This is a genomic window from Argonema antarcticum A004/B2, assembly GCF_023333585.1.
GTDB lineage: Bacteria > Cyanobacteriota > Cyanobacteriia > Cyanobacteriales > Aerosakkonemataceae > Argonema > Argonema antarcticum.
Map to the genome: position 1 here is coordinate 43,617 of NZ_JAIQZN010000032.1, position 21,587 is coordinate 65,203.

Sequence of the window (21,587 nt, forward strand, 5' to 3'; positions counted from 1 at the left end):
TTTTCTTGCCTTAAAGCATAAATATTTATGCTTTACCTATCTAAAGACAGATTTTACTCATGGCCAAGAAAAATAGAGTATTTTCAGATAGTCGCTGGCTTTGCGATTGATGCTTATTCCTTTTTGTCTCCTCGATCAAAGCCAAATACAAGCATATTTATGGCCAAAAATTTGATTTTTTTAGAACATAATCAAATTTTGGGCCAGACCTGAAATGTAGATATCCCCAAATTTCTGGATTTGGTACGTTGTTGCGCTTTAGCGCTAAAGCGCAACAACGTATCAATAATGATTTATTTGCACCGGCCTACTTACTCTGTTAATTATAATACCAAATTTGGCGACAAGCTTATGATACAATCTGACCTGCACAGAAAATCTAACTCTTGCAGCAAGAGTATCGCTGTTGTGAGCTAAGCAGACACCTGGAAATACGAGAGTGGATCGAACTCTAGGCTAATCGTAAAATATCTGCTTTTAAAATACTGAATCTTTTTATGTCCTTGGGGTTGAAAATTTTACCAATATACTCTAAAAGCGGATTTAATATTATGGATCGAGGATGAAGATGGATACATTGAAAGGACGAGATTTACTGAGTCTGGCAGACTTGAGTGCAGAGGAGTTGGACGAACTCTTGCAACTGGCCGCGCAAATGAAGGCAGGAAAGATAAACTTAAAGTGTAACAAAGTTTTGGGGTTGCTGTTCTATAAAGCTTCGACCAGGACGCGGGTGAGCTTTTCGGTGGCGATGTACCAGTTGGGAGGTCAGGTGATCGACCTTAATCCCAATGTCACCCAAGTGAGTCGAGGGGAACCTTTGGTGGATACGGCGCGAGTTCTGGATCGATATCTTGACATTTTAGCAGTGAGGACGTTTGAGCAGAAGGATCTGCAACTATTTGCTGATTATGCCAAGATTCCGGTCATCAATGCGCTTAGCGATACGGAACATCCCTGTCAAGTGTTGGCAGATTTGTTAACTGTTCAGGAATGCTTTGGCTCGATCAAGGGTGTGACGTTGGCTTATTTAGGCGATGGCAATAATATGGCAAACTCGCTGCTGTTGGGCTGTGCGATGGCGGGGATGAATGTCAGAATTGCCACACCAGCAGAATACGAGCCGAATGCTGCCATTGTAGAACAGGCAAGAGCGATCGCAGGCGATCGCACTGAAGTTATGGTGACAAACGATCCCATTGTCGCCGCCAATGGAGCTTGCGTGCTTTACACCGATGTCTGGGCTAGCATGGGTCAAGAAGATTCAGCTAACGATCGCATCCCAATTTTCCAACCTTATCAGGTCAATCAAGAGTTGTTGAGGATTGCAGACAAACACGCGATCGTACTCCACTGTTTACCAGCTCACCGTGGCGAAGAAATTACGGATGAGGTAATCGAAGGTTCCCAGTCAATGGTTTGGGATCAGGCAGAAAATCGGATGCACGCCCAAAAGGCTCTGCTTGCCAGTTTACTAGGCGCTGGGAATTAGGGGCTAAGGGTCAGGAAATAAAAAGTTGAGACTGGGAAAGTTTTCAATTATGAAACTGACGGGGTGACCACCCCGTCAAATCTCTCGCTCGGCTGGGCTTTCAGCCCAGCTACCTAATATAAGATTCAAAGTTAATCGACCTCCAAGAGTGCTTTAAAATAGTTTAAGACACGCGGGGTCAAAAATGAATGTATCCTTAAGTTCAGAAATTTCGCAGTTTATTGAAACTCAGGTAGAAAGCGGTAAGTATGCTTCTGCGGAAGAAGTGATTGTGGCAGGGATCAGGCTGCTAGAAGAACGAGAACACATTTACAAAGGGCGGTTTGAGGAATTGAGAAGGGAAATTACGATCGGCGTTGAAGCCTCTGAGCGGGGTGAGGTTGTTGATGGAGAGACGGTTTTCTCCCAACTGCAACAGAAACTGCAACAACGTCGCGCTCAGGCTAGTTCATGAGTAATATTTCTCGGTTTACTGCTCCAGCTAGTCGAGATATTGAAACCATTATCGACTTGATTGCTGACAATAGTGGTTTTGATGCGGCGGAGCGCTTCCTGAAAAAAGTCAATCAAAAGTGCAATAATTTAGCGAATTTTCCCAACATGGGGCGTCGGCGTGATGAACTTCTTCAGGAGTTGCGAAGTTTTCCAGTTGATGATTACCTGATTTTCTATCGCCCAATTGAAGGGGGTATTGAGATTTTACGAGTTGTCAGTGGCTACCGCGATTTGTCAGCGCTTTTTGAAGATCCTTTTGAGGAGTGATAGAGGTTGGTAAACTACCCACACTGGCCTGACGGTACAACTCAAAACTTAGTACGGGCGGGTTTATCAGATATACCTGTGGGAAAGCAGATCTCACAAAAAAACCCGCCCCTACAAACTCAAAACTGATAACTTCCCTAGCCTCGACGCTCTAAACCTCAGCCCGTCTTTTTAAGAGCCTACTGGACAAATTGGGTATTTTAATAGTACGAATGTTCTAAGAGGAAAAGTTATGAGTTATGAATTAAAAACCCATAACTCATAACGAAATAACTTGTAACTCTTTCTCAAGCGTATTATGGAAACCCTCACAGAAGCTCAGAAAGAACTGTACGACTGGCTGGTAGACTATATTCGCCAGCATCAATACCCCCCTTCGATTCGCCAAATGATGCGGGCGATGAACCTAAAATCCCCCGCGCCGGTGCAAAGTCGTTTGGAACATTTGCGGACTAAACGATATATTGCCTGGACAAAAGGAGAAGCCCGCACGATTCAGATTATGCAACCGTCCTCGGAAGGCGTACCGATTTTGGGATCGATCGCAGCTGGATATTTAGTCGAACCCTTCACCGATGCGATAGAACGACTGGATCTTTCCACAGTCTTATTGCCAGACAAAACATTTGCCTTGCGGGTAATGGGCGACAGCATGATCGAAGAAATGATTGCAGAAGGGGATGTGGTGATGATGCGACCCCTATCAGATCCAAATTTGCTCAAAAACGGCACAATTGTAGCGGCAAGGGTAGAAGGTCACGGCACCACCTTGAAACGCTTTTACAGAAGAGGCGATCGCATCACCCTCAAGCCTGCAAATGCCCGGTACGCGCCCATTGAAGCGCAAGCAGACCAAGTGCAGGTGCAAGGCGTATTAGTTGGCGTTTGGCGCGGCTACGACCCACCCGCCAAATCGACAAGTAGGCGGCGATAGCTATAGCAAAGTGGTGAGTGGTGAGTGGTGAGTGCTGAGTACAAAGACAGTTCCCGCTTTGCTTTGAGCGTTTAATACTGTCCTCACCGATGTGACTGTGGCTATACCTCTCCTGATAGATGTTCTCTGCTGTGGGAAGATACATCAAGTCCACAAATGTTATGTAATTTGTCGTGAAACCAGCATCATCTTTTCTACGAGTTTTCCAGAGTCGCAAGATGGCGGCTCTTTTATTATTGGGTTTTTCATCAGGATTGCCCTTGTTTTTGACGGGTACTACCTTGCAACCGTGGATGAAGGAACAGGGTGTAGATCTGAGTACGATCGGATACTTTAGTTTGGTAGGTTTGCCCTATTCGTTAAAGTTTCTTTGGGCACCCTTCCTAGATAGGTTTGTGCCGCCCTTTTTAGGAAGGCGTCGCGGCTGGATGTTTTTAACGCAATTGGTTTTGGTATTGGCTATAGCCGCATTATCTCTCCAAAAACCCGCGCAAGCGTTACAATTTGTCGCCCTAAACGCCTTATTGATTGCCTTCTTCAGTTCAACCCAAGACATCGCCGTTGACGCTTATCGCACTGACGTTTTACACAAACTGGAATTGGGCGCTGGTGTAGGAGTTTACGTCTTAGGTTATCGCATTGCCCTACTCGTCACAGGTTCCCTGGCATTTATCCTTGCCGATCGTCTGCCTTGGCCTACAGTTTATTTAATCATGGCGGCTTTTATGGCGATCGGTTTAGCTGCCTCAATTTTCGCACCAGAACCAGTCTCAGACCAAAATAAACCCCAATCATTAGAAGAAGCAGTAATCTTACCATTCTTGGAATTTTTTCAACGTAATGGTTGGTTTCAGGCTGTCTTAATTCTGCTATTCGTCGTCTTCTACAAATTTGGCGACTCCCTACTTAGCAATATGTCCAGGCTGTTTTTGCTTGATGTCGGCTTCACCAAAACCGACATCGGCGCAATTCAAGGCGGCATGGGTTTACTGGCAACGATTGTGGGAACTCTAGCAGGTGGGGCAATTCTTAGCAAAATCGGGATTAATCGATCGCTTTGGGTATTTGGTGGCCTGCAAGCATTGAGTAACTTAGGTTATTTTGCTATATCCCAGGCAGGCCAAAATTATCAGTTGTTAGTACTGACTATTAATATAGAGAATTTCTGTGGGGGGTTAGGAACAGCGGCTTTTCTGGGCTTTTTGACGAGTCTTTGTAACCAGCGCTTTTCTGCAACTCAGTATGCTTTGCTCTCCAGCTTTATGGCTGTCAGTCGCGATATCTTTGTAGCACCAGCTGGCTCGATCGTACAATCTACTGGTTGGTCTGTGTTTTTCCTGATCACTATTGCGGCTGCTTTACCGGGATTACTCTTGCTACCAGTGTTTGCGCCTTGGAACTCTCAGTCTGCATATATGCCAAGACCGGGACTGGATGATGAAGATAAGGATTCCTATGAGTTATATGATGATAAAGGGGAAAATTAACAAATCTTTAGCTGATTTTTCACAAAAGTCTCTTTACCATAAGCTCCTGCACGATAAATATGGCTTTCTTTCGTGAATATGTAACTCCGTTTTTAATTTTGCTGGTGTTTTTAGTGGCTTTAGTAGCCGTTAGCGCTCGGATATTTTTGCCCAGCGATATGGCTGCACCAGCACCAATTGAGGAAGTCGGTTCCGCTGCTACACAAGATGTAGGCTCGGTATTACCCACCCTACAGACTGAGCTATAAATGCTGTTGCTACCAGGCTATCAGCTACACGCTGGGTCGGGTCTGGATCGGGCCTTGCTGGTAAAGTTTTTGCAGCGGACTTACCAAGAACTGTTTCCAGTCCAGAATTATTCCCATTTGGCTGAAACAGTCGATCGATACTTTTCCAAGGAAACGCCTCTTTGGTGGGTGGAATTTGTAGGAAAGGGGGAAGATCATCCCGATTCTTCCCCCCGTGGCGGGGGGACCGAGGGGGGGAAAGGGGGGCAAAAAGTCTGTGAATGGGTGGCTTGTCTGTGGTTGGGTAATGCGATCGATCAGGTAAATGGCGATCGCCATGCCCATATTTTTTTGCTTTATGTTGTGCCAGAACACCGTCGGCAGGGCGTTGGTACTGCTTTGATGCGTCATGCCGAGGATTGGGCCAAAGCCAGAGGCGATCGGCAAATGGGTCTTCAGGTATTTGAAGTCAATCAACCCGCTATGAATTTATACCGTAATTTGGGCTACCAAACTCAGTCCCTCTGGATGCTTAAACCTCTGTTTCCCAAAAATGTTGAATGAAAGGATTTTAGATTTTGGATTGTCGATTTTGGTGTCCGGTAGCATCGTTAGTTTAAGAGTGATATCGCCAAATTGTTTATTGTCATCCGTGGTTAAATTTTTACCACAGATGTAGGCGCTTCGCCTTCCCGTAGGGTAGACAGATGAACACAGATGAACACAGATAAAACCAGGGATTTTTTAGGCAACCGATGCCACCGGACATGATATTATCTCTTGTTACGGCCAAATCCTTTGGACTGTTTCTTAACTTTGCCCTTAGAACTTTTTGGTTTACTGGTGAAGACTTCATCAGCAGGCTTTGGTTCTGACTCTACCTCACCAGCCCAGAGAAATTGTCTACCGCAATCTTTGCAAAGGTATTTTTGCCTGTCCTTTTGACGACCATTCTTGCGGAGATCACCAGAGTTACATTTGGGACAGGTAATCTGAAGCTTCTCACTTTTTGATTTTTTGCTTTCTACTATTGGCAATGGTTCCAGTTGAGAAACAGTCGATTCCGACTCATCAGTTATGAGAGTTTGACTTAACTCCACTGGCTGATTGTCTTGTTTAACTACTTCCTCAGTTTCGACAGCAGTTTGACTTACCTTTGCGGCTATCTCCGGTTCGGAAATAGCAGATTCACTTTCAACTGTGACGGTATTTTTTTCAGTCTCAGCCGCTAACTCGCTTTCAACTGTCGGGAAAACTTGACTTATCTCTATTGGCTGATTTTCTTGTGCAACTACATCCTCATTTTCAACAAAATTCGTTTCTATTTGGCTGTCTTGGAGCGGCTGATTCTCTTGATTGGCTACCTCTTTAGTTTCAACTCCTGTCTGAATTTGATTTAAATCTACTGATGTTTCTTTCTCAGCGATAACAGACTCATTTTCAACTGTTGCGGTAGCTTCACTTAAATCTAATGGCTGAATCTCTTGAGGAGATAAATCCTCAGTTTCTCCCACAGTTGTGGGGATTTGGTTTGAGTCGATTGACTCAGGTTCTTGAGGAGATAAATCCTCAGTTTCTCCCACAATTGTGGGGATTTGGTTTGAGTCGATTGACTCAGGTTCTTGAGGAGATAAATCCTCAGTTTCTCCCACAATTGTGGGAATTTGGTTTGAGTCGATTGACTCAGGTTCTTGAGGAGATAAATTCTCAGTTTCTCCCACAGTTGTGGAGATTTGATTTGAGTCGATTAACTCAGGTTCTTGAGGAGATAAATCCTCAGTTTTTCCCACAGTTGTGGGGATTTGATTTGAGTCGATTAACTCAGGTTCTTGAGGAGATAAATCCTCAGTTTTTCCCACAGTTGTAGGGATTTGATTTGAGTCGATTGGCGTTTCTGTCTGAGGGAGAATAGGCTCACTAGCAACAGGTACTTGAGTCTGCGCTGGTGTGGAGATGACTAAATGCTGGATAGGAGGTGGAGGCGGCGGTGTCCAGTTAGGATCTGGTTCGGGAATTTTAGGCGCTATAATTAGCGGTGCGGCCTGTTTGGGTCTGGCTAAGCGGCTGATGCGATCGCCTACATTCTCCTGAATGTTGTAGGTAAGTGGCAAAACGGTATGCTTAGAAACCGCTCCACGAACTAGCGCCGCCGCGTGTTCGGACGGATCGGGATTTGGCCCCGGATCGAGTGCAACAAAAGATATCGGTGCAACCTCTGCTTGATGAGAATCATGCACCGGCGGTACTGGAAGCGGCTGATGCACCAATCGATTGAATCGCTCATGTTGTCCCTGCGGGGGAGCGAATCGAATCCCACGAACCATCTGCCGATAGGGTTCTAAGTAATCTGTCACATTATACTCCTGGTCTTGAGGCACTTAATTGTACAGCCCTTGATGTGGTGTACTATACCAAATTCAAATTTTGAATATTAAAAAATACGTTATAATTTTAAGTTTCTTAACTTTTGTGAGTGTCAGTAGGCTGTCCTTGGAACTGTTTGAGTCCGAAATTTCTCAGATTTAACCGTAGAGAAGCTGGTGGGATCGGCTCTGATTAAGGTACTTTAAAATTATGTATGACGATGACGACCTGACCCTACTCGATCCAGAAATTGACCTAGAAAGTCCCTTGGATCGGCTAGAACCGCTGGAAGCAGAATCAGAGGCGGCAAAGCCAGATCCAGAGGCAATGCTGGCGCTGCTGACGGCGCACGAAACGCAGCAACGTATGATCGCGACGCGGGCTTTCTGCGAACTTCAGGACGAACGGGCTATACCCCATCTGATTCGCCTCCTGACAGATGTCTGTCCGTTAGTGCGGGTAAGTGCAGCTTATGCGTTGGGACGAAATCCCAGCCGAGATGCCGTTGAGCCGTTAATCGCCCAGCTGAATCGCGATTGGAATGGCTATGTTCGTAAAGGTATCGTTTGGGCTTTGGGAAATTGCCGCTCTAGCCGTTCTTTGCCACCATTGATAGATGCCCTGAAAACCGATATTTCTGCGGTGCGTTTGTGGGCCGCTAGTGGGTTGGCACAAATGGCTGATGTAAGCTATGAGGCAGTAGTAGCCGCCGTTCCGCCGCTGATTGAAGCCTTAATCCAAGATCGGGTAGCCGCAGTGCGAAGTAACTGTGCTTGGGCTATAGGACAACTCTGCCGCGAATTGCCTTCCAATATTGTCTATGCTGGTGCGATCGATGGTTTAATCATGGCTTTAGAAGAAGATAGAGATATGGGAGTCAGAGAAGACGCCAAAGCCTCTCTGCTGAGAGTTGGCGACCCTCGCGGACTGCAAGTGATTGAAGCGCTAGAACAGGAAGGGTAGTGGGAGGGGGAAATTTCAGATTTTAGATTTAAAATTTCAGATTTAAAAGTAAAGTTTTCAAATCTGAAATCTAAATAGATAGATACCCGACTTCTTCAAGAAGTCGGGTATCTATCTCATATCGTGTCCGGTTGCATCGTTAGTACATGAGTGATATCGTCAAATTGTCTGTTGTTATCGTTTGGTTTAATTTTTACCGCAGATGAAGACAGATACACGCAGATTAACGCAGATAAGAATAATCACAAGAATTTTTTAGATAACCTATGCGTAAGGACATGATATAGCTAGGGATCGGGGGCTAGAGTTTCAGCAATTACAGCGTTTCCCGCTGTAATTCGGTACAAGTCAATTTTATTGGCGTAGTGGCAATTCATGAATTGCCACTACGTCAATAAAGCGCCGCAACAGACATTGAATCGGTATTATTTGCTGCTACTGTATCTTATAATAGCGGGAACCGCTGTAACTACCTCCTAACCGCCTTGGCGGTTGGGATAAAATCCTCTCATCCAAAATCCAAAATCTAGTTTATTCCTCTTTTTCTGAGGTTTCCCGAATGTTCCCCACAGCCTCAATATACTGAGTATCCATGAGGAATGCTCCCTTAGCAAAGCGGACACCCCAATAACCGCCGGGACGCCGATCGATCACCACTCCTTCTTCGCCAAGCTGAATTAAGTTTGGCGAACGCAGCATTGGCATTGGTTCGGCTGTTTTGACGTAAGGTGGCATTGCTACCACCCGCACTTTTTCACCAACTGTAAATTCTTTAGTCATTGGTCAGTGGTCAGTTGTCAGTTGTCAGTGGTCAGTTGTCAGTTGTCAGGTCAGTTGTCAGTTGTCAGTGGTCAGTTGTCAGTTGTCATTAGGAAAGGGAATATTGAAGTGAGGAATTGCCAATTAAAAATTTATTTAAAATTGACAATCCAAAATCCAAAATCCAAAATCCAAAATTGTTTAGGGCGCTTGCCAAATTTTTTGATGATATTGTTCTAAATTGGCATAAGGGTCAACAGCGGGGTGGGAATGGTTTGCACTGCCGTTGTGGTGATGATTGTGTCCGTGAGTGCTAGAGTGCAAATGCTCATCACTCTTCTCATGGTCGTGAGTGTGAGCGTAATTATCGTGGGAGTGGTCGTGATTGTGGTGATGGGGGTGTTCGTGTCCTTGATGGAAATGATCTTGGCTATGACTGTGACCATTACCATGACTATTTCCTACAAATGCTAGACGAAATTTGCACATCTCGCAGTTCATCTGCACTTGACCCAGCTGAGTTTCAATTTCCCTCTCCCGCAATACCCGGAAAAGCTGGGGGTGAAGTCCCATTTCCGGTAAACAAGTCATTGAAATATTGGGATATTGCTCTTGCTGTTGGGCGGTGACATCAAAAATCTTTTTAACTAGGATTCCTGTGAAAAGGAAGTAGGGTAAGACAATAATTTGTTTGGGTTGGTAGAGTCTGGCGCGACGGAAACCTTCTTCCAAACGGGGATGAGTAATGCCGATGAAGCAGGTTTCAACGGTGAGATAACCACTGCCTTCCCACAATATGCGGGCGAGTTTGTACACATCGCCGTTAGCATCGGGGTCGCTGGAACCTCGACCGACAAACAGCAGGGCGGTGTCCTCTCTGTTGCGATCGGGCTTTTCGAGTGAGGCAAGACGCGATCGCCACAATTCCAAAATACCAGGGGTAATCCCAAAATGACGCCCGTAGTGAAATTTCAGCTGAGGATGTCGAAGCTTTGCCCTGTCTAACTCGTTAGTAATATCAAACTTATTGTGTCGAGCTGCAAATAACAACACTGGCAGCGCTGACAGTTCAGTGTAGCCTTGTTCCACGCACCTATCTACTCCCTCTTGAATTGTAGGGCCGGTGAGTTCCAGAAAGCAGGGTACGACAGGGCGGGAGGTGTCTAAAGCTTGATAAGCATTGGCAAAATCCAGGAAAGTTTGCCTTCCCTCATCATCTCTGGTGCCGTGACCGATCATCAACAGCGGACGTTGTAGCGGCAGGGGTGGCAATTCAAAGGACTCGGAGTGGGAGTCTGAAGGGGGACTAAATGAATTTACTGTAGGCATCAACAAAATCCTTTCCCGTGCAAGGCGGGAAATTAAAGTGAACGTTTAACAGGTAGGCATTCTGGCTTACAAGGCTAAATTGCCTCGTTTACAGCTGCCGCACAGCCTCGGACTTACACCGAAGTTTCCCTATCCTGTTTATGGCTTGGGTGTGCTTTGATATCTTAACCGATCGAGCTATTTTCCAAAATGCGGGGGAGTGGGATAAAGTCAAAAGTCAAAAGTCAAAAGTCAAAATAAATATAGCCGTTTGCGCTTGGATGAGGTACATGATTTTTCCCCCCACTTTTCCGGGTTGTCTTCTCTTCTTCCCCTATAACACCAATCCATTAATCGTTGTTGACAAAAGTAATAAAGTGTGTGTACCTATTGTCCCTACTAGATTTACCTAATTCAGGAGGTTAAATTTTCCGATCGCACCCTACTTAAACAATGCCATACACTCAGATTTTAAGATCCCTGGAGTGACTTTGATTTCTCTAAAGCCCTTGGCAATGATTTCTTCGCAAGGTAAATCAATTTGGGCTGCGCCAAACTCGATCAAATCTTTAATTGAAGCACCGAAGATAATTTCTGATATGCCTGCCCAAATACAGGCTGTAGCGCACATAGGACAAGGTTCGCAAGTGCTATATAAGGTATAACCTTCTAGAGAACGATTTTGAAGTTTAGCGGTTAAACGGCGAATGGCGTTGACTTCTGCATGAGCTGAGGGGTCGTTGTCTTGCTTGACGGTGTTATGGGCCGCGATCGCAATTTGGTTATCTTTCACGATCGCAGTACCGTATGGCGTATCTCCAAGCTTTGCTTGTGCGATCGCTATCTTCATAAAATCTTCGTGGTTCATCCGCTACAACATCCCTGGCTGGAACTTCAACGATTTCTAAGGATAACGAGAATACTCCAAAGCTGCCAGCCAAAAGTGCCATTATTTAATCTTTATATACAAATTAAAGCCCCCTGACCTCAGCCGGATACTGTTGGCGAATTAACTGGAAATACTTTTTAGCTGGTAGTTAAGACAGGCCGATCGACCAAGTGCTTGATTGTTGGCACATACGGCTGACGGGCCGTAACTACCTCCGTAAGATCTGGCATTTCTTGCCAGCAGTGGGAGCAAAACCAGTAAACGCGGCTGTGTCTGATGTGGCGTAGTAACTGATTAGAGCAACAAAGACACTTAGTCATGATAATCCTCCTGTTAAATATAGTCATTACGGTTAATCAAATTCAGATCTGTGAGATTAAAACCATTAACTCTGGTCGAATTAACCACTGAGCAGATCCTACTTTGACAGTAAACCAACAATATGGAGATACTGTGTAGAAATCTTATGTTCTATAATTTATTAGAACATAACCCAAAATATTTTTCTGTTAATAAAATCACAATTTTGAGATAAAAACCAAATTATAGCTAGGGAAGAGGAGCTAGGGGCGAGCGTTGAGGGAAGAGGGGTGGCTCTTTCGGAGTTGCGATGCTTTTGTTCACATAAGAACATTTTTATTGATTTTCTCCTCTCCCACTCTCCCACTCTCCCACTCTCCCCCTCTGACCAATGAGCTAAACAGCACCGCTATTCTTACGGAACACGACGACAATAGTTTTCAAAATAAGCTTTATATCATAGATTAGGCTCCAATTTTGTTGATATTTCAAATCTAAACGAATTACATCCTCAAAGCTGCGAAGCTGAGAGCGTCCGCTTACCTGCCATTCCCCAGTCATACCAGGTTTGACATCTAAACGCTGCCACTCAGGAACCTCATAACTTTCCACTTCATCTGGAGTAGGTGGTCGCGTACCAACTAAACTCATTTCTCCAATCAACACATTCCAAAACTGAGGCAGTTCATCCAGACTGGTTCGACGCATAAAGCGGCCTAACCTTGTAACGCGGGGGTCTTTATCATTTTTGAAAATGGCTCCCGATACTTGGTTTTCGACGGTTGACTTGAGGGCTTCGGCATTGGTACACATTGAGCGGAACTTCCAAATCCGAAACCGCCTTCCCATCCAGCCGCAGCGGATTTGACCGAAGAAAATGGGCCCTTGACTATCCAGCTTAATCGCGACTGCGATCGGAATAAACAAAATCGCCGTAATTCCCAAACCTACCAGCGCCCCCACAACGTCTATGGCACGTTTAACCCAGGAACGGACAGAAGGATGGGTAACTGGGGGCTTCCATTCGCTGCGGCGGTTTACTGTAGGCGTAACGGGTTCGCGGGCTTGCTCAATAGTAAAAACTGCGTCCAGTCCCGTGAGAGACAACACCGCCATAACTTGAGGTTGAACGTGGCGGAGTACTAAGTTAATCCCTTGCTGCTGTGCGGTTTTGAGATTACTGACCAGAGCGCCCAAACCACTGCTATCCATAAAAGTGGTCTGGCTAAAATCAATGATAATTTGGTTGGGAAGAGGACTTCCCTGGCAAAGCTGTTTAAAGTTTTGCTTGAAGGCCACTGCCTCCAGCACGCTTAAACGAGGGGGTACTTGAATCAAGGGAATTTCTTTCAAGAACTTAACCCGAAAATCTACCTTTGAGATGTGACTAATCACGAGGAACTAAATATAACCATACAGCAGTATGGAAAGCAAACGCCAGAAACTGTTTAGGGTCTATTGACAAATTATAGTTTTAATGATTATAGCGAGGAAAGGGGAAGGGTGAGTTTTGAGTTTGTAGGGGCTCATCAGTACATCTGTGTTTAAATCCGTGTTGTGTCCCCACTTATTCAACACAGATCGGCAAAGTGTAAGCGAAAATTGGTACTGTAACCCCGATCGTTTGGAGAATGCGGTCAGCACCCCGCACTGAAATGACTGGGTATCATACCTCCATCTTCAGTTAGCTGACCAGCCTCAGTCCTATACAGGACTACGTTATCGGCAAGTGTTGAAGTTCCTACCAAGGAGTGCGTAGCCAGCTCCCTGCTCTAGAACCAAATGGTTAAACAGTTTTACGAGGGGTAAGACAGTGCTGTCTGGATAGTACCGACCGATAACATTGGCAAGGCTAACTTTACTGGAATAGCAAGGCGTTCCCGGCATACAGGGAAATTGGACAAGCACTATTCCTCTGCTTGTCCACCCCAAAAAGGGGACGGCATTTAAAAATGCCGCACCACATTTCCTCCACCACTTAAAAGATGGTGGTTTCCATATTCCCGCGAGGTTTTAAATGATTTTTCGTCGTTTGCGTAGAATTCTACCTGCCTTCCTACTGGCCGTGTTGCTGCTTGTAACTTCCTGTAGGGCGCAGGATACCTCTCCTTATGCCAAGACACAGCAGGAAAGTACCCAGAGGGGTGCTACTCCGGCTGTTGCCAGGAAAGCCGAACAGGGCAGCAGCTTTAACAAATTCTTTCCCAAATCTGCTGATGGCTACCAAGTCGTAGCAGCACAGGAAAAGAAAGGGTTTGCCGAGTATAAGCTGAACAAAGGCGGCAAGAATGTTGCCATGCTGTCTATTAACGATATAACCAGCACCCCAACTGCAAAGGATAAATACCAGAACAGCACCGAAAAAATTGCCGGTTATCCAGCTGCTGAAGCTCCGGGTAAAGGTACTGGGATTCTTGTAAATAATCGCTACCAGGTAAAAGTGGCATCACGCGACGACTCGTTTACGAAGAACGATCGCGTAGCTTGGCTGCAAAAATTTAACCTGAGCGGACTTGCCCAACTCAAGTAAATTTTCTGGCTGTACCGTGACCGATCGCAACCATTAAACAAGGATTTTTTTTGTGAGCAAAACGATTTATCAATTGGTGGATGAACTGCCTACTGGCGGACTGACGGTGATGTCGCTGCGCGCGCTCGATTTTGCCGTTCCTGGCGAGTGGCAAAATTTGGTTGGCTTTGACAACACCATTCGTGCTGTCACTGGCGAAACCGACCCAGATTTAATCCGACAAATTGGCGAACGCGCCATCTATCTGTACAACGACAAATCTCAGGGATACCAAACAGCCCTGTGGCTATATCAAACTGTTGATAGCGCTTCTTCTGCGTTGGGTGCAGCTGCTTTAGCCAACAAAGTTGGTGAGAAGATTCCTCTTTTGGGTTTCTTAGGCAATATCACTCCCAAAGCGGACAAAGCTCAAACTATTGATCTAGCTGTCAAATTGGTGGTTGAGTTAGTAGCTTTTTGCCAAATTAACGGGATTCCCGGTGATAGCATTGGCGATTTTTTGGGAGCTTTAGGCGATTACAGCGGCGAGTCTCTGATGCGGATGGCGGCGCTAGTTTGCTTTGATGGTCTGATTCCCCTTGGCCCGGACTTTATCCAAATGGTTCTCTCAAAGTTCAACAACATGAGCCCGCAGGAGTTGGAACAAAATCAGACTTTTAAAGGTGTTAATGATTTGATTCCGGGCGGTAATTCTTCAGGTAAACTGGGTTTTATTAACGAAAGCTTTAGTTCCGTTTCTGGTTGGATGAGCGACTTCGTTAACTCTCGCGGTTTGACACCAAACAATGTTGCCAAAAATTTGTCAAGCTTTATAGACGTTGCTGATGACAAACTAGATTATCTCGGTGCTTTCCTTGATGTGTCAACCAACTACTACGAACACACTGGCATTCAAACTTTGGCTCGTCGTCTAATTGAACGCGCTGTTGCCGAAATTTGATCGAGAAGAGGCTAGGGTCTAGAAAAGTCACTCATTCAAAAGTCACTCATTCAAAAGAAGCAGAGGATCGGAGGAACAGAGGAGCCGAATTTCCCCCTCTTCTCTCTTCCCTCTTCCCTAGCCCCTTCTTCAATAGGCTGCTTTAAATGCACAAGCAATCCAAAATCTAAAATCCAAAATCTAAAATCGAGATGAGTCAGACTAAATCGATTGATGAGTTAGTTGATAATCTATCAACTAAAAATGTGACGGTTTATTTGTTGCGAGCTTTGGATTCTGTTGTTCCTGGCGAGTGGGAAAATTTAGTTGGTTTTGAAAACACCATTCGGGCTGTTACTGGTGAAACGGATAAAAAAACGGTGAAGAAAATACGCGATCGCGCTCTGGATCTGTACAGCGATCGCTCCTTACCATACCAGCAGGCTATGTGGATCTACCAAACGGTAGATAATGCGGATAGTGCGCTGGGTGCAGCCGCAATGGCTAACAAAATTGGCGAAAAGGTTGGTTTTCTGTCTTTTTTAAACAAGCTAACTCCCAAGGCTGATACTGTTCAAACTATTGATTTGGCGATAAAATTGGTAGCAGAGTTAATCGCGTTCTCCAAAATGAATGGCTCTGCTGCGATCGAACTTGATGATTTTAAAGCAGCATTGAGCAGTTATCATCATGAATCTCTCATTAGGATGGCAGCGTTGGTTTGCGTAGATGGCTTGGTTCCGCTTGGCCCCGATTTTATTATGAAAGTGCAGTCAACTCTCGGCGGACTTAATCCTTCACTATTACAACAAAATTCTACTTTTCAAAACCTGAGCAACTTGATTCCAGGAGGTAGTGCAGGGGACAAACTGGGCTTTATCGGTGCAAGCTTTGCCTCGGTGCAAGGCTGGATGGGTAATTTCGTAGGTTCTCATCATTTAACGCCACAAATTTTTCTTGGCAATTTGAAACAATATGTGGACATAGCTGATGATAAGTTGGATTATGTGGCTGCTTTTCTGGACATGACAACCAACTATTTTGAACATACAGGAACTCAAACTGTGGCTCGTCGCTTAATCGAACGAGCTGCTTCTGAAATTTAGAGAAAAAATATGGCAACGCAAATCACAGAACAACCAAAGGCGCGTTTAATTGAGGTGTTCTCCGCTATTCAAGGGGAGGGACTCAATGTGGGTACGCGGCAAATTTTCATCCGTTTTGCGTTGTGCGATTTGCGCTGCCATTTTTGCGATAGCGCTCATACTTGGAGTCTTCCAGAGATATGCCAAATTGAGAAAACGCCGGGATTGCGCGACTTTGAAACTCACCCCAATCCCGTGGCGCTACCAGATTTGCTGTCATGGGTGGAGAGGCAAAATCAACCGGGATTGCACGATAGCATTAGTTTGACTGGTGGGGAACCGCTGCTTTCTGTGCCTTTTTTGGTGCAATTTTTGCCAGAAGTGCGATCGCTCACCGATTTGCCAATATACTTGGAAACTGGCGGTCATCGTCCACAGCAATTATCCCAGGTTTTGCCATACTTGGATTCCGTTGGTATGGACATCAAGTTGCCTAGCGTCAGTGGCGAAAATCGCTGGCAAGTTCATCAGGAATTTTTACATCTTTGTCACGATGCACAAGTAGAAGTATTTATCAAAATAATTATTTCCAGCCAAACCAATCCAGCCGAGTTAGAACAGGCGGGAGAGTTGGTAGCTTCTGTAGATGCCTCAATTCCAGTATTTTTGCAACCCGTAACGCCAATACCGGGTAAGGAGTCGGTGGTTGCGCCAAGGCCCGATCGCGTATTAGAATGGCAATCATTGATGAAGCGTTTCGTCAAACAAGTGCGAGTTATCCCGCAGACTCATAAAATGATGAATCAACTGTAAATTACGTCCGCCATAACCTATCGATATTTTTACAAATGGCAGAACAAGAAGATATTCTCATCACCCATCAAGGAAAACCTGTCGGAATGTTGCTTGGTTTGCAATCACAAGAAGATTTGGCAGATTATCAACTAGAAAAAGATCCTCGCTTTTTGAAACGAATTGCAGCAGCAAGAAAAGGCATCCGTTCTGGTGAGGGAATTCGTTTAGAAGATATTAAATGGGAATAGAAAAGCGCCACCATAATATCATCGATCGCGTACCCAACCAAACACCTGCACAACGGTCAAATCTAAGGTCATGTCCGGCAGGACAGGCAGGCGATGGCTGTTTTTGTGCAAACCAATACGAGCATCGGGCCACAGCACCACAATCACCTCCTCGGTCGGATCGATCAACCATCCTAGCTTTGTCCCCTCTTGCAAGCAGGTTTGAATTTTGGCAATCAATTTAGTAGTACTTTGGTCAGGAGAAAGGATTTCAATCATCCAATCGGGTGGGCCTTCAACAGGAGTATTCCCAGTAGGAACTCGGTTTTTGTGGATAACTGTAATATCGGGAACGACAGAATTGCTGCTGAGAGTACAGCGTAGTTCTGGAAAAGCTTCGTAGGGTGAGTTTGCTCGATCGATCGCAGCAGTCAAGCGTTTCTGCAAAATGCTATGGTGAATTGTGGGTATATGTTTTTGATTTGCTTGTCCGTCTACGAATTCCCAAGCTGGCGACTCCTCAATATTGGGCAGTTTCAGGAAGTCTTGCAGGGTGAGTCTTTGGGTAGAGGTAGCCATCAGGTTTCGGTTTATTTCATATTAATTAGTGGTTAAAATCAGGTAGACATTGCCCACCTGCTATAGCTAGGGACTAGGGGCTAGGGGCTAGGGAAGATCTAAGAGGGAAAAGGTTACTCCGTAAGGGATTATGAACCAGAGGTAAGAGTTGGAGTTGTCTTAACCGCCTTGGCGGCTGCTATACATCTTTAAGAATAATACAATCCACTACTTTTCTAGCCATTTAGGATTAGGACATCGCTTCATTCTGTCAGGAGATTTTTTGAGAAACGCCCTCATAGCTTGGCTGTAAGGCCCTTCAACGATAAACTCAGGATGATGCCGCTCAAACACCTCCCAAGCTTTATCCATCAGGCTCAAATTCCTGCCCATTTTTATACGATCGAACATCCCGTGATTGCGGTAAGAGGGAAAAATCCAAACCCACTGCAACCACCAATTTGGGTTTTGACCTTCCCACTGACGCCAACGAAAACACGCACCGCCCACAATGTTAGCGTACATCTCTTCATAATCGCCTAATGTCTGGTCATGGATCAAGTAGCCAATGCAGTCAGCGCCTTCATTCAGTGCAACTGAATAGGGCGTAACATTAAACGCTTTTGTTTCTATCTTCATGTTTCGACCCATTAGCAACATTGTCGCTCGTAATGCTTTCGGTGCTTTATGGGTGACTTGGATGCAAGGCATATCCCATTTAACCTTTTTAGCATTGAATACAACCTCCGTCGTTTCTAAGGTTTGGCGTTCAAAATATTTAGCCATTAACTTACCTTTAGATCCTAGATAAACTTATGATAATTCTCCCCTTATTTTTCTGTTTGGATTACTAGCTCTCTTTCTCGAATGGCATTCCAATCTATTACCGCCACCCATAGTTTTTCTTGTTCAGAATACTCAACTACACCATCAACTTGCAAATCCTCGCTGTAGATTCTCAGAAGTTGTCCCTTTTGCAATGAGATTTTCTGAAGGGCTAGATCTTCTAGCGTTCCAATGCAGTTTAAACGCAGTCGTCCCTGCACATCTGCATTATGGAAATCTGCAAAAACTTTCAACTGTTCCATTTCTTTTCTCCATTACTTATCGTTCTATTATTGGATTGGAAATCGTAGGTATTAAAAGATTGCTTATCTGTTCTGGAGATAATCCCGTCAAAGTTGCATGATATGGAGTCCTTCCAGAAGTGCGAATTACATCTCCACCCGATAAACGAACTTCTTTAACAGTTGTAACACCGACAAGTCGGTGAGGAATTCCTGCTGCCAATTCTGCTAAAGATACTCCTGCTGCACTCTGTACTGATACTCCAGTTACACCACTGGGATGAGTTCCTATTCCTCGTTGAATGTCTGCCGGACGGTTAGCACCCCCTCGAACCACTAAAGCGTCATCATGAATTCTCTCTACAATTATAGGTTCTTCTTGGGCACTCATTACAGTTTAGTTACTAAAACTAAGTTTGTTGCTATTTTCCCTCAGCGATCGCAGTTTCAAACTCTTCCAAAGCTTGATAACTTCCCACTTGCCAAGCACGTTCTACCACAGGGGGAATTATCTGCGCGATCGCAATATCTGGAAAATTAGGACTGGTGTCAGATTTGATGTACTTTCCATCTCTAAGCAAATAGATAGTGAGTTTACCACGATCGTAAACCCATAATTCTGGAACTGCGATCGCTTCATAAGCATTGAGAGTAGTTTTAGAAGTAACATCTGTCTCGATCGCCAGATCGGGTGGCGGATCGCCTGGTTCAAGTCGGCGACGACCGATCATAATTTGATAATTTTCAATATAAAAGCAAGCATCCGGTTCAACACCTGCTACTCCTTCACGTTTAAATGTAGTTGAGCCAAAAGGCTGGTATCGAATGCCTACTGCCTTTAGCAATGTTTTAACAATATCCGAGATCAGATCTTTGGGAATTTCGTGTTCTGGTAAAGGAACCATGATTTGTAAAGTACCTTTGCTGTAGGCAATTCTTGTGCTTCGCTTTTCTCCCAATTCCTGCAAAATCGATTCAAATTCTAACCAACTCACGTTTGAGATCGTTACCACACTACCGGGATCTAATTTTATCTGGCTAACAGGTTTGAGGGTAAGGGTAAGAGTGGTCATAGGATTTTAGATTTTGGATTTTGGATTTTGGATTGACCACAAGGATGAATAGATCTGGCGACCAAACCAATAATTTCTTGATGATAAATAGGATAAAAAATAAGCTGTTAAATTTTGACTTGAGTCCAGAAACCCGGTTTCTTCAAGAAACCGGGTTTCTTTTGCAAAACCGATCGCCTAACCGTAAATATCTTCCGATTGGGAAACTTCGCGATTGGATTTGATTTTGGCTTTGGCCTTGTTGGCGCTGCGTTTGAGGGCTTGCAGTCGCGCTTCGTACTTGTTGCGCTGGCGTTTAGCGGGGGTGAGGTCGATCATCGCTTTCAAGGCGCTTCCCAGACTTTTGTAGGCGTTGGGGAGAGAGTAGCCGAAACGGGTAGCGAGTGCGATCGCTTTCTCATCGGCGTCGTAAGCTTCCTTCAAGGTGCGATCGGCATTATTTTTCTGATACAGCCGCCAACCCGACACGCCGCACAGCGCCAGCGCCAACACCAGCAACAAGCCATCTTGCACCCACAATTCTCCCACCGCGCCACCCAAACCGATCGCTAGCGCCGCCATTTCCCACCCATCTCTGGGAATTGTATCGTTTTGAACGCGGGCGACCTCGTGCCAAAACAGCAAATTGCGCTGATCCAGCGCCAATTGCTCCCATTTCACCAAGTCTATTTGAATTTCCACCTGGTCTTTCCCGATTTCTTCGCAGCGGATCAGGGTTGGATTTACTTCAGTCGTTCCTTCAACTGTGACCCAACTCTGCATTTCTGGCGGCAATAAGCTTTTCAAACGCCGCAGTTCACTCATTTCGGATCTAGCAGAGGAAGTTGCATAAGATGTCATAAGTCCAACCCCAGCAAGTTAGCAGCAGAAAAAAAGGTCTATTTTAGAGTATACCTTTACAATTGTATGGGTTAACACAGAAGTCTGACTTGAGTGGCGATAAACCGCTTTGTAGTAGCGCTTAGACGCCATTCGCCCTCACACTGCTGGCTCAATCCCAGCCGATCGCAACTGAGCTGCCAAACGTTCAGCCCGTTGGCGTTCCCGTTCCACTAACTCCGTTCCCCACAATAACATCTGTCCGGTTTCATCCCACCAACGCAACCAAAATCCCGTCCTGTTTGCCTTAGTTCCCTGCCAAACTCCCAGAAATAGTCCGATTTGAGGAATCCAGTAGCGATTGTTAGCATCCGCTGGAGCTACTTGGTATCTTCCCGAAGCATTTAATTGATATAATTCTAGCCATCCTGCATTTGGCTCGAAAATGAAATAGTTCGGCACTTGCAATATCCGCTCGTAGTAATACCACTTACCTGGCGGATATTTTGACTTGATTGAGTATTCGCCTCCCTCAGTCTCAGACAAAAACTCCATCACTGCACCCGGAACTTCCCCTTCTAAATTGGGAGTATAGCTGCGACGGTTTTGATTTGGAGGAGTGGTAGGCAATACATTGCTCACATAAAACCAATCAGGCGCTTTCACGACCGTTTTTCCCTCGACAGTCGCACAAATCCCAAAATTAGTTCCTACTAGCATTGATTCCTGTAGCTTTCCCGATAGTTCCAAAGCTTCCGTCAGTGCAGATGCTAACACTGGCTGGTTGATATTGTCCACGGGTTCGTCATCCAAAACAAAATTGTCTGGTAATTTTTCCCAAGTTATATTTAATTCTGTGGGATTAACTGACATACTGCCTTTTCTCCCCCATTCATAATACTACAGCATAGCCAACTTTTATCTTAGCGCTATCTCATCAAAGCATATTTTTTATATAAACCATAGATGAACGCAGATAATTATCTGTGTTCATCTGTGTTTATCTGTGGATATCTGTGGTAAAAAAAA

26 protein-coding genes are annotated in these 21,587 nt (G+C 45.0%); 13 read left to right on the forward strand and 13 right to left on the reverse strand.

Annotation, left to right across the window (positions count from 1 at the left end; translation table 11 throughout):
* Positions 1-568 precede the first annotated feature (568 nt).
* The 7 genes from argF (at position 569) to LAY57_RS15535 (ending at position 5,466) form a co-directional block, all read left to right on the forward strand.
* Entirely contained in the window at positions 569-1,492 is a 924-nt protein-coding gene (gene argF / locus LAY57_RS15505; protein ID WP_249067682.1) for an ornithine carbamoyltransferase, read from the forward strand.
* A 184-nt stretch (positions 1,493-1,676) separates the two neighbouring features.
* Positions 1,677-1,946 (forward strand): type II toxin-antitoxin system ParD family antitoxin, encoded by a 270-nt coding sequence (locus LAY57_RS15510; RefSeq protein WP_249067683.1) that lies wholly within the window; start codon positions 1,677-1,679, stop codon positions 1,944-1,946.
* Entirely contained in the window at positions 1,943-2,254 is a 312-nt protein-coding gene (locus LAY57_RS15515; protein ID WP_249067684.1) for a type II toxin-antitoxin system RelE/ParE family toxin, read from the forward strand. Before LAY57_RS15510 ends, LAY57_RS15515 begins: the two co-directional genes overlap by 4 nt.
* A gap of 298 nt (positions 2,255-2,552) precedes the next feature.
* Positions 2,553-3,188: a transcriptional repressor LexA gene (gene lexA, locus LAY57_RS15520; RefSeq protein WP_249067685.1), complete on the forward strand. Its 636-nt coding sequence runs from the start codon at positions 2,553-2,555 to the stop codon at positions 3,186-3,188.
* Positions 3,189-3,406: 218 nt separating this feature from the next.
* Positions 3,407-4,675 (forward strand): AmpG family muropeptide MFS transporter, encoded by a 1,269-nt coding sequence (locus LAY57_RS15525; protein ID WP_249067686.1) that lies wholly within the window; start codon positions 3,407-3,409, stop codon positions 4,673-4,675.
* A gap of 59 nt (positions 4,676-4,734) precedes the next feature.
* A complete protein-coding gene (locus LAY57_RS15530; RefSeq protein ID WP_249067687.1) occupies positions 4,735-4,923 on the forward strand; it encodes a DUF8624 family small hydrophobic protein in 189 nt (62 codons plus the stop codon).
* Positions 4,924-5,466, forward strand: coding sequence for a GNAT family N-acetyltransferase (locus LAY57_RS15535; protein ID WP_249067688.1), 543 nt, complete (start codon positions 4,924-4,926; stop codon positions 5,464-5,466). It begins immediately after the preceding gene.
* A gap of 209 nt (positions 5,467-5,675) precedes the next feature.
* Here the strand turns inward: LAY57_RS15535 and LAY57_RS15540 are convergent, their stop codons facing one another.
* Positions 5,676-7,256 carry an IS1/IS1595 family N-terminal zinc-binding domain-containing protein gene (locus LAY57_RS15540; protein WP_249067689.1) on the reverse strand — a complete coding sequence of 527 codons (1,581 nt, stop codon included), beginning with the start codon at positions 7,254-7,256 and terminating at the stop codon, positions 5,676-5,678.
* Between the two features lie 220 nt (positions 7,257-7,476).
* On the opposite strand from LAY57_RS15540, the gene LAY57_RS15545 reads away from it, so the two are divergent.
* Entirely contained in the window at positions 7,477-8,229 is a 753-nt protein-coding gene (locus LAY57_RS15545; RefSeq protein WP_249067690.1) for a HEAT repeat domain-containing protein, read from the forward strand.
* Positions 8,230-8,760: 531 nt separating this feature from the next.
* Here the strand turns inward: LAY57_RS15545 and sipA are convergent.
* The 5 genes from sipA to LAY57_RS15570 form a co-directional block, all read right to left on the reverse strand.
* Positions 8,761-9,009, reverse strand: a complete 249-nt coding sequence (gene sipA, locus LAY57_RS15550) for a regulatory protein SipA (RefSeq protein ID WP_249067691.1) — start codon at positions 9,007-9,009, stop codon at positions 8,761-8,763.
* 180 nt (positions 9,010-9,189) lie between these two features.
* Complete coding sequence (locus tag LAY57_RS15555; RefSeq protein ID WP_249067692.1) at positions 9,190-10,317, reverse strand: sirohydrochlorin chelatase; 1,128 nt, start codon at positions 10,315-10,317, stop codon at positions 9,190-9,192.
* A gap of 421 nt (positions 10,318-10,738) precedes the next feature.
* On the reverse strand, positions 10,739-11,164 hold the full coding sequence (locus tag LAY57_RS15560; RefSeq protein ID WP_249067693.1) for a nucleoside deaminase: 426 nt from the start codon (positions 11,162-11,164) through the stop codon (positions 10,739-10,741).
* Positions 11,165-11,322: 158 nt separating this feature from the next.
* Entirely contained in the window at positions 11,323-11,505 is a 183-nt protein-coding gene (locus LAY57_RS15565) for a hypothetical protein (protein ID WP_249067694.1), read from the reverse strand.
* A gap of 376 nt (positions 11,506-11,881) precedes the next feature.
* On the reverse strand, positions 11,882-12,880 hold the full coding sequence (locus LAY57_RS15570; protein ID WP_249067695.1) for an anti-sigma factor antagonist: 999 nt from the start codon (positions 12,878-12,880) through the stop codon (positions 11,882-11,884).
* 622 nt (positions 12,881-13,502) lie between these two features.
* On the opposite strand from LAY57_RS15570, the gene LAY57_RS15575 reads away from it, so the two are divergent.
* From LAY57_RS15575 to LAY57_RS15595, 5 genes are all read left to right on the forward strand, one after another.
* Positions 13,503-14,015, forward strand: a complete 513-nt coding sequence (locus LAY57_RS15575) for a hypothetical protein (RefSeq protein ID WP_249067696.1) — start codon at positions 13,503-13,505, stop codon at positions 14,013-14,015.
* Between the two features lie 52 nt (positions 14,016-14,067).
* The gene (locus tag LAY57_RS15580; RefSeq protein ID WP_249067697.1) at positions 14,068-14,955 is read left to right on the forward strand and encodes a hypothetical protein; all 888 of its coding nucleotides are present in this window, start codon (positions 14,068-14,070) and stop codon (positions 14,953-14,955) included.
* 191 nt (positions 14,956-15,146) lie between these two features.
* Positions 15,147-16,040, forward strand: a complete 894-nt coding sequence (locus LAY57_RS15585; RefSeq protein ID WP_249067698.1) for a hypothetical protein — start codon at positions 15,147-15,149, stop codon at positions 16,038-16,040.
* 9 nt (positions 16,041-16,049) lie between these two features.
* Positions 16,050-16,832 (forward strand): 7-carboxy-7-deazaguanine synthase QueE, encoded by a 783-nt coding sequence (locus LAY57_RS15590; RefSeq protein WP_249067699.1) that lies wholly within the window; start codon positions 16,050-16,052, stop codon positions 16,830-16,832.
* A gap of 35 nt (positions 16,833-16,867) precedes the next feature.
* A complete protein-coding gene (locus tag LAY57_RS15595; protein ID WP_249067700.1) occupies positions 16,868-17,062 on the forward strand; it encodes a prevent-host-death protein in 195 nt (64 codons plus the stop codon).
* A gap of 18 nt (positions 17,063-17,080) precedes the next feature.
* Here the strand turns inward: LAY57_RS15595 and LAY57_RS15600 are convergent, their stop codons facing one another.
* The 7 genes from LAY57_RS15600 to LAY57_RS15630 all read right to left on the reverse strand — a co-directional run bounded on the left by LAY57_RS15600 (position 17,081) and on the right by LAY57_RS15630 (position 21,431).
* Positions 17,081-17,620, reverse strand: a complete 540-nt coding sequence (locus tag LAY57_RS15600) for a Uma2 family endonuclease (protein ID WP_249067701.1) — start codon at positions 17,618-17,620, stop codon at positions 17,081-17,083.
* 207 nt (positions 17,621-17,827) lie between these two features.
* Positions 17,828-18,385: a hypothetical protein gene (locus LAY57_RS15605; protein ID WP_249067702.1), complete on the reverse strand. Its 558-nt coding sequence runs from the start codon at positions 18,383-18,385 to the stop codon at positions 17,828-17,830.
* Positions 18,386-18,429: 44 nt separating this feature from the next.
* Positions 18,430-18,687, reverse strand: a complete 258-nt coding sequence (locus LAY57_RS15610) for a hypothetical protein (protein ID WP_249067703.1) — start codon at positions 18,685-18,687, stop codon at positions 18,430-18,432.
* Between the two features lie 16 nt (positions 18,688-18,703).
* The gene (locus LAY57_RS15615) at positions 18,704-19,057 is read right to left on the reverse strand and encodes a flavoredoxin (RefSeq protein ID WP_249067704.1); all 354 of its coding nucleotides are present in this window, start codon (positions 19,055-19,057) and stop codon (positions 18,704-18,706) included.
* A 31-nt stretch (positions 19,058-19,088) separates the two neighbouring features.
* Positions 19,089-19,739 carry a Uma2 family endonuclease gene (locus tag LAY57_RS15620; protein ID WP_249067705.1) on the reverse strand — a complete coding sequence of 217 codons (651 nt, stop codon included), beginning with the start codon at positions 19,737-19,739 and terminating at the stop codon, positions 19,089-19,091.
* A 177-nt stretch (positions 19,740-19,916) separates the two neighbouring features.
* On the reverse strand, positions 19,917-20,579 hold the full coding sequence (locus LAY57_RS15625) for a DUF3318 domain-containing protein (RefSeq protein WP_249067706.1): 663 nt from the start codon (positions 20,577-20,579) through the stop codon (positions 19,917-19,919).
* A 138-nt stretch (positions 20,580-20,717) separates the two neighbouring features.
* Complete coding sequence (locus LAY57_RS15630) at positions 20,718-21,431, reverse strand: Uma2 family endonuclease (RefSeq protein ID WP_249067707.1); 714 nt, start codon at positions 21,429-21,431, stop codon at positions 20,718-20,720.
* Positions 21,432-21,587: the final 156 nt, after the last annotated feature.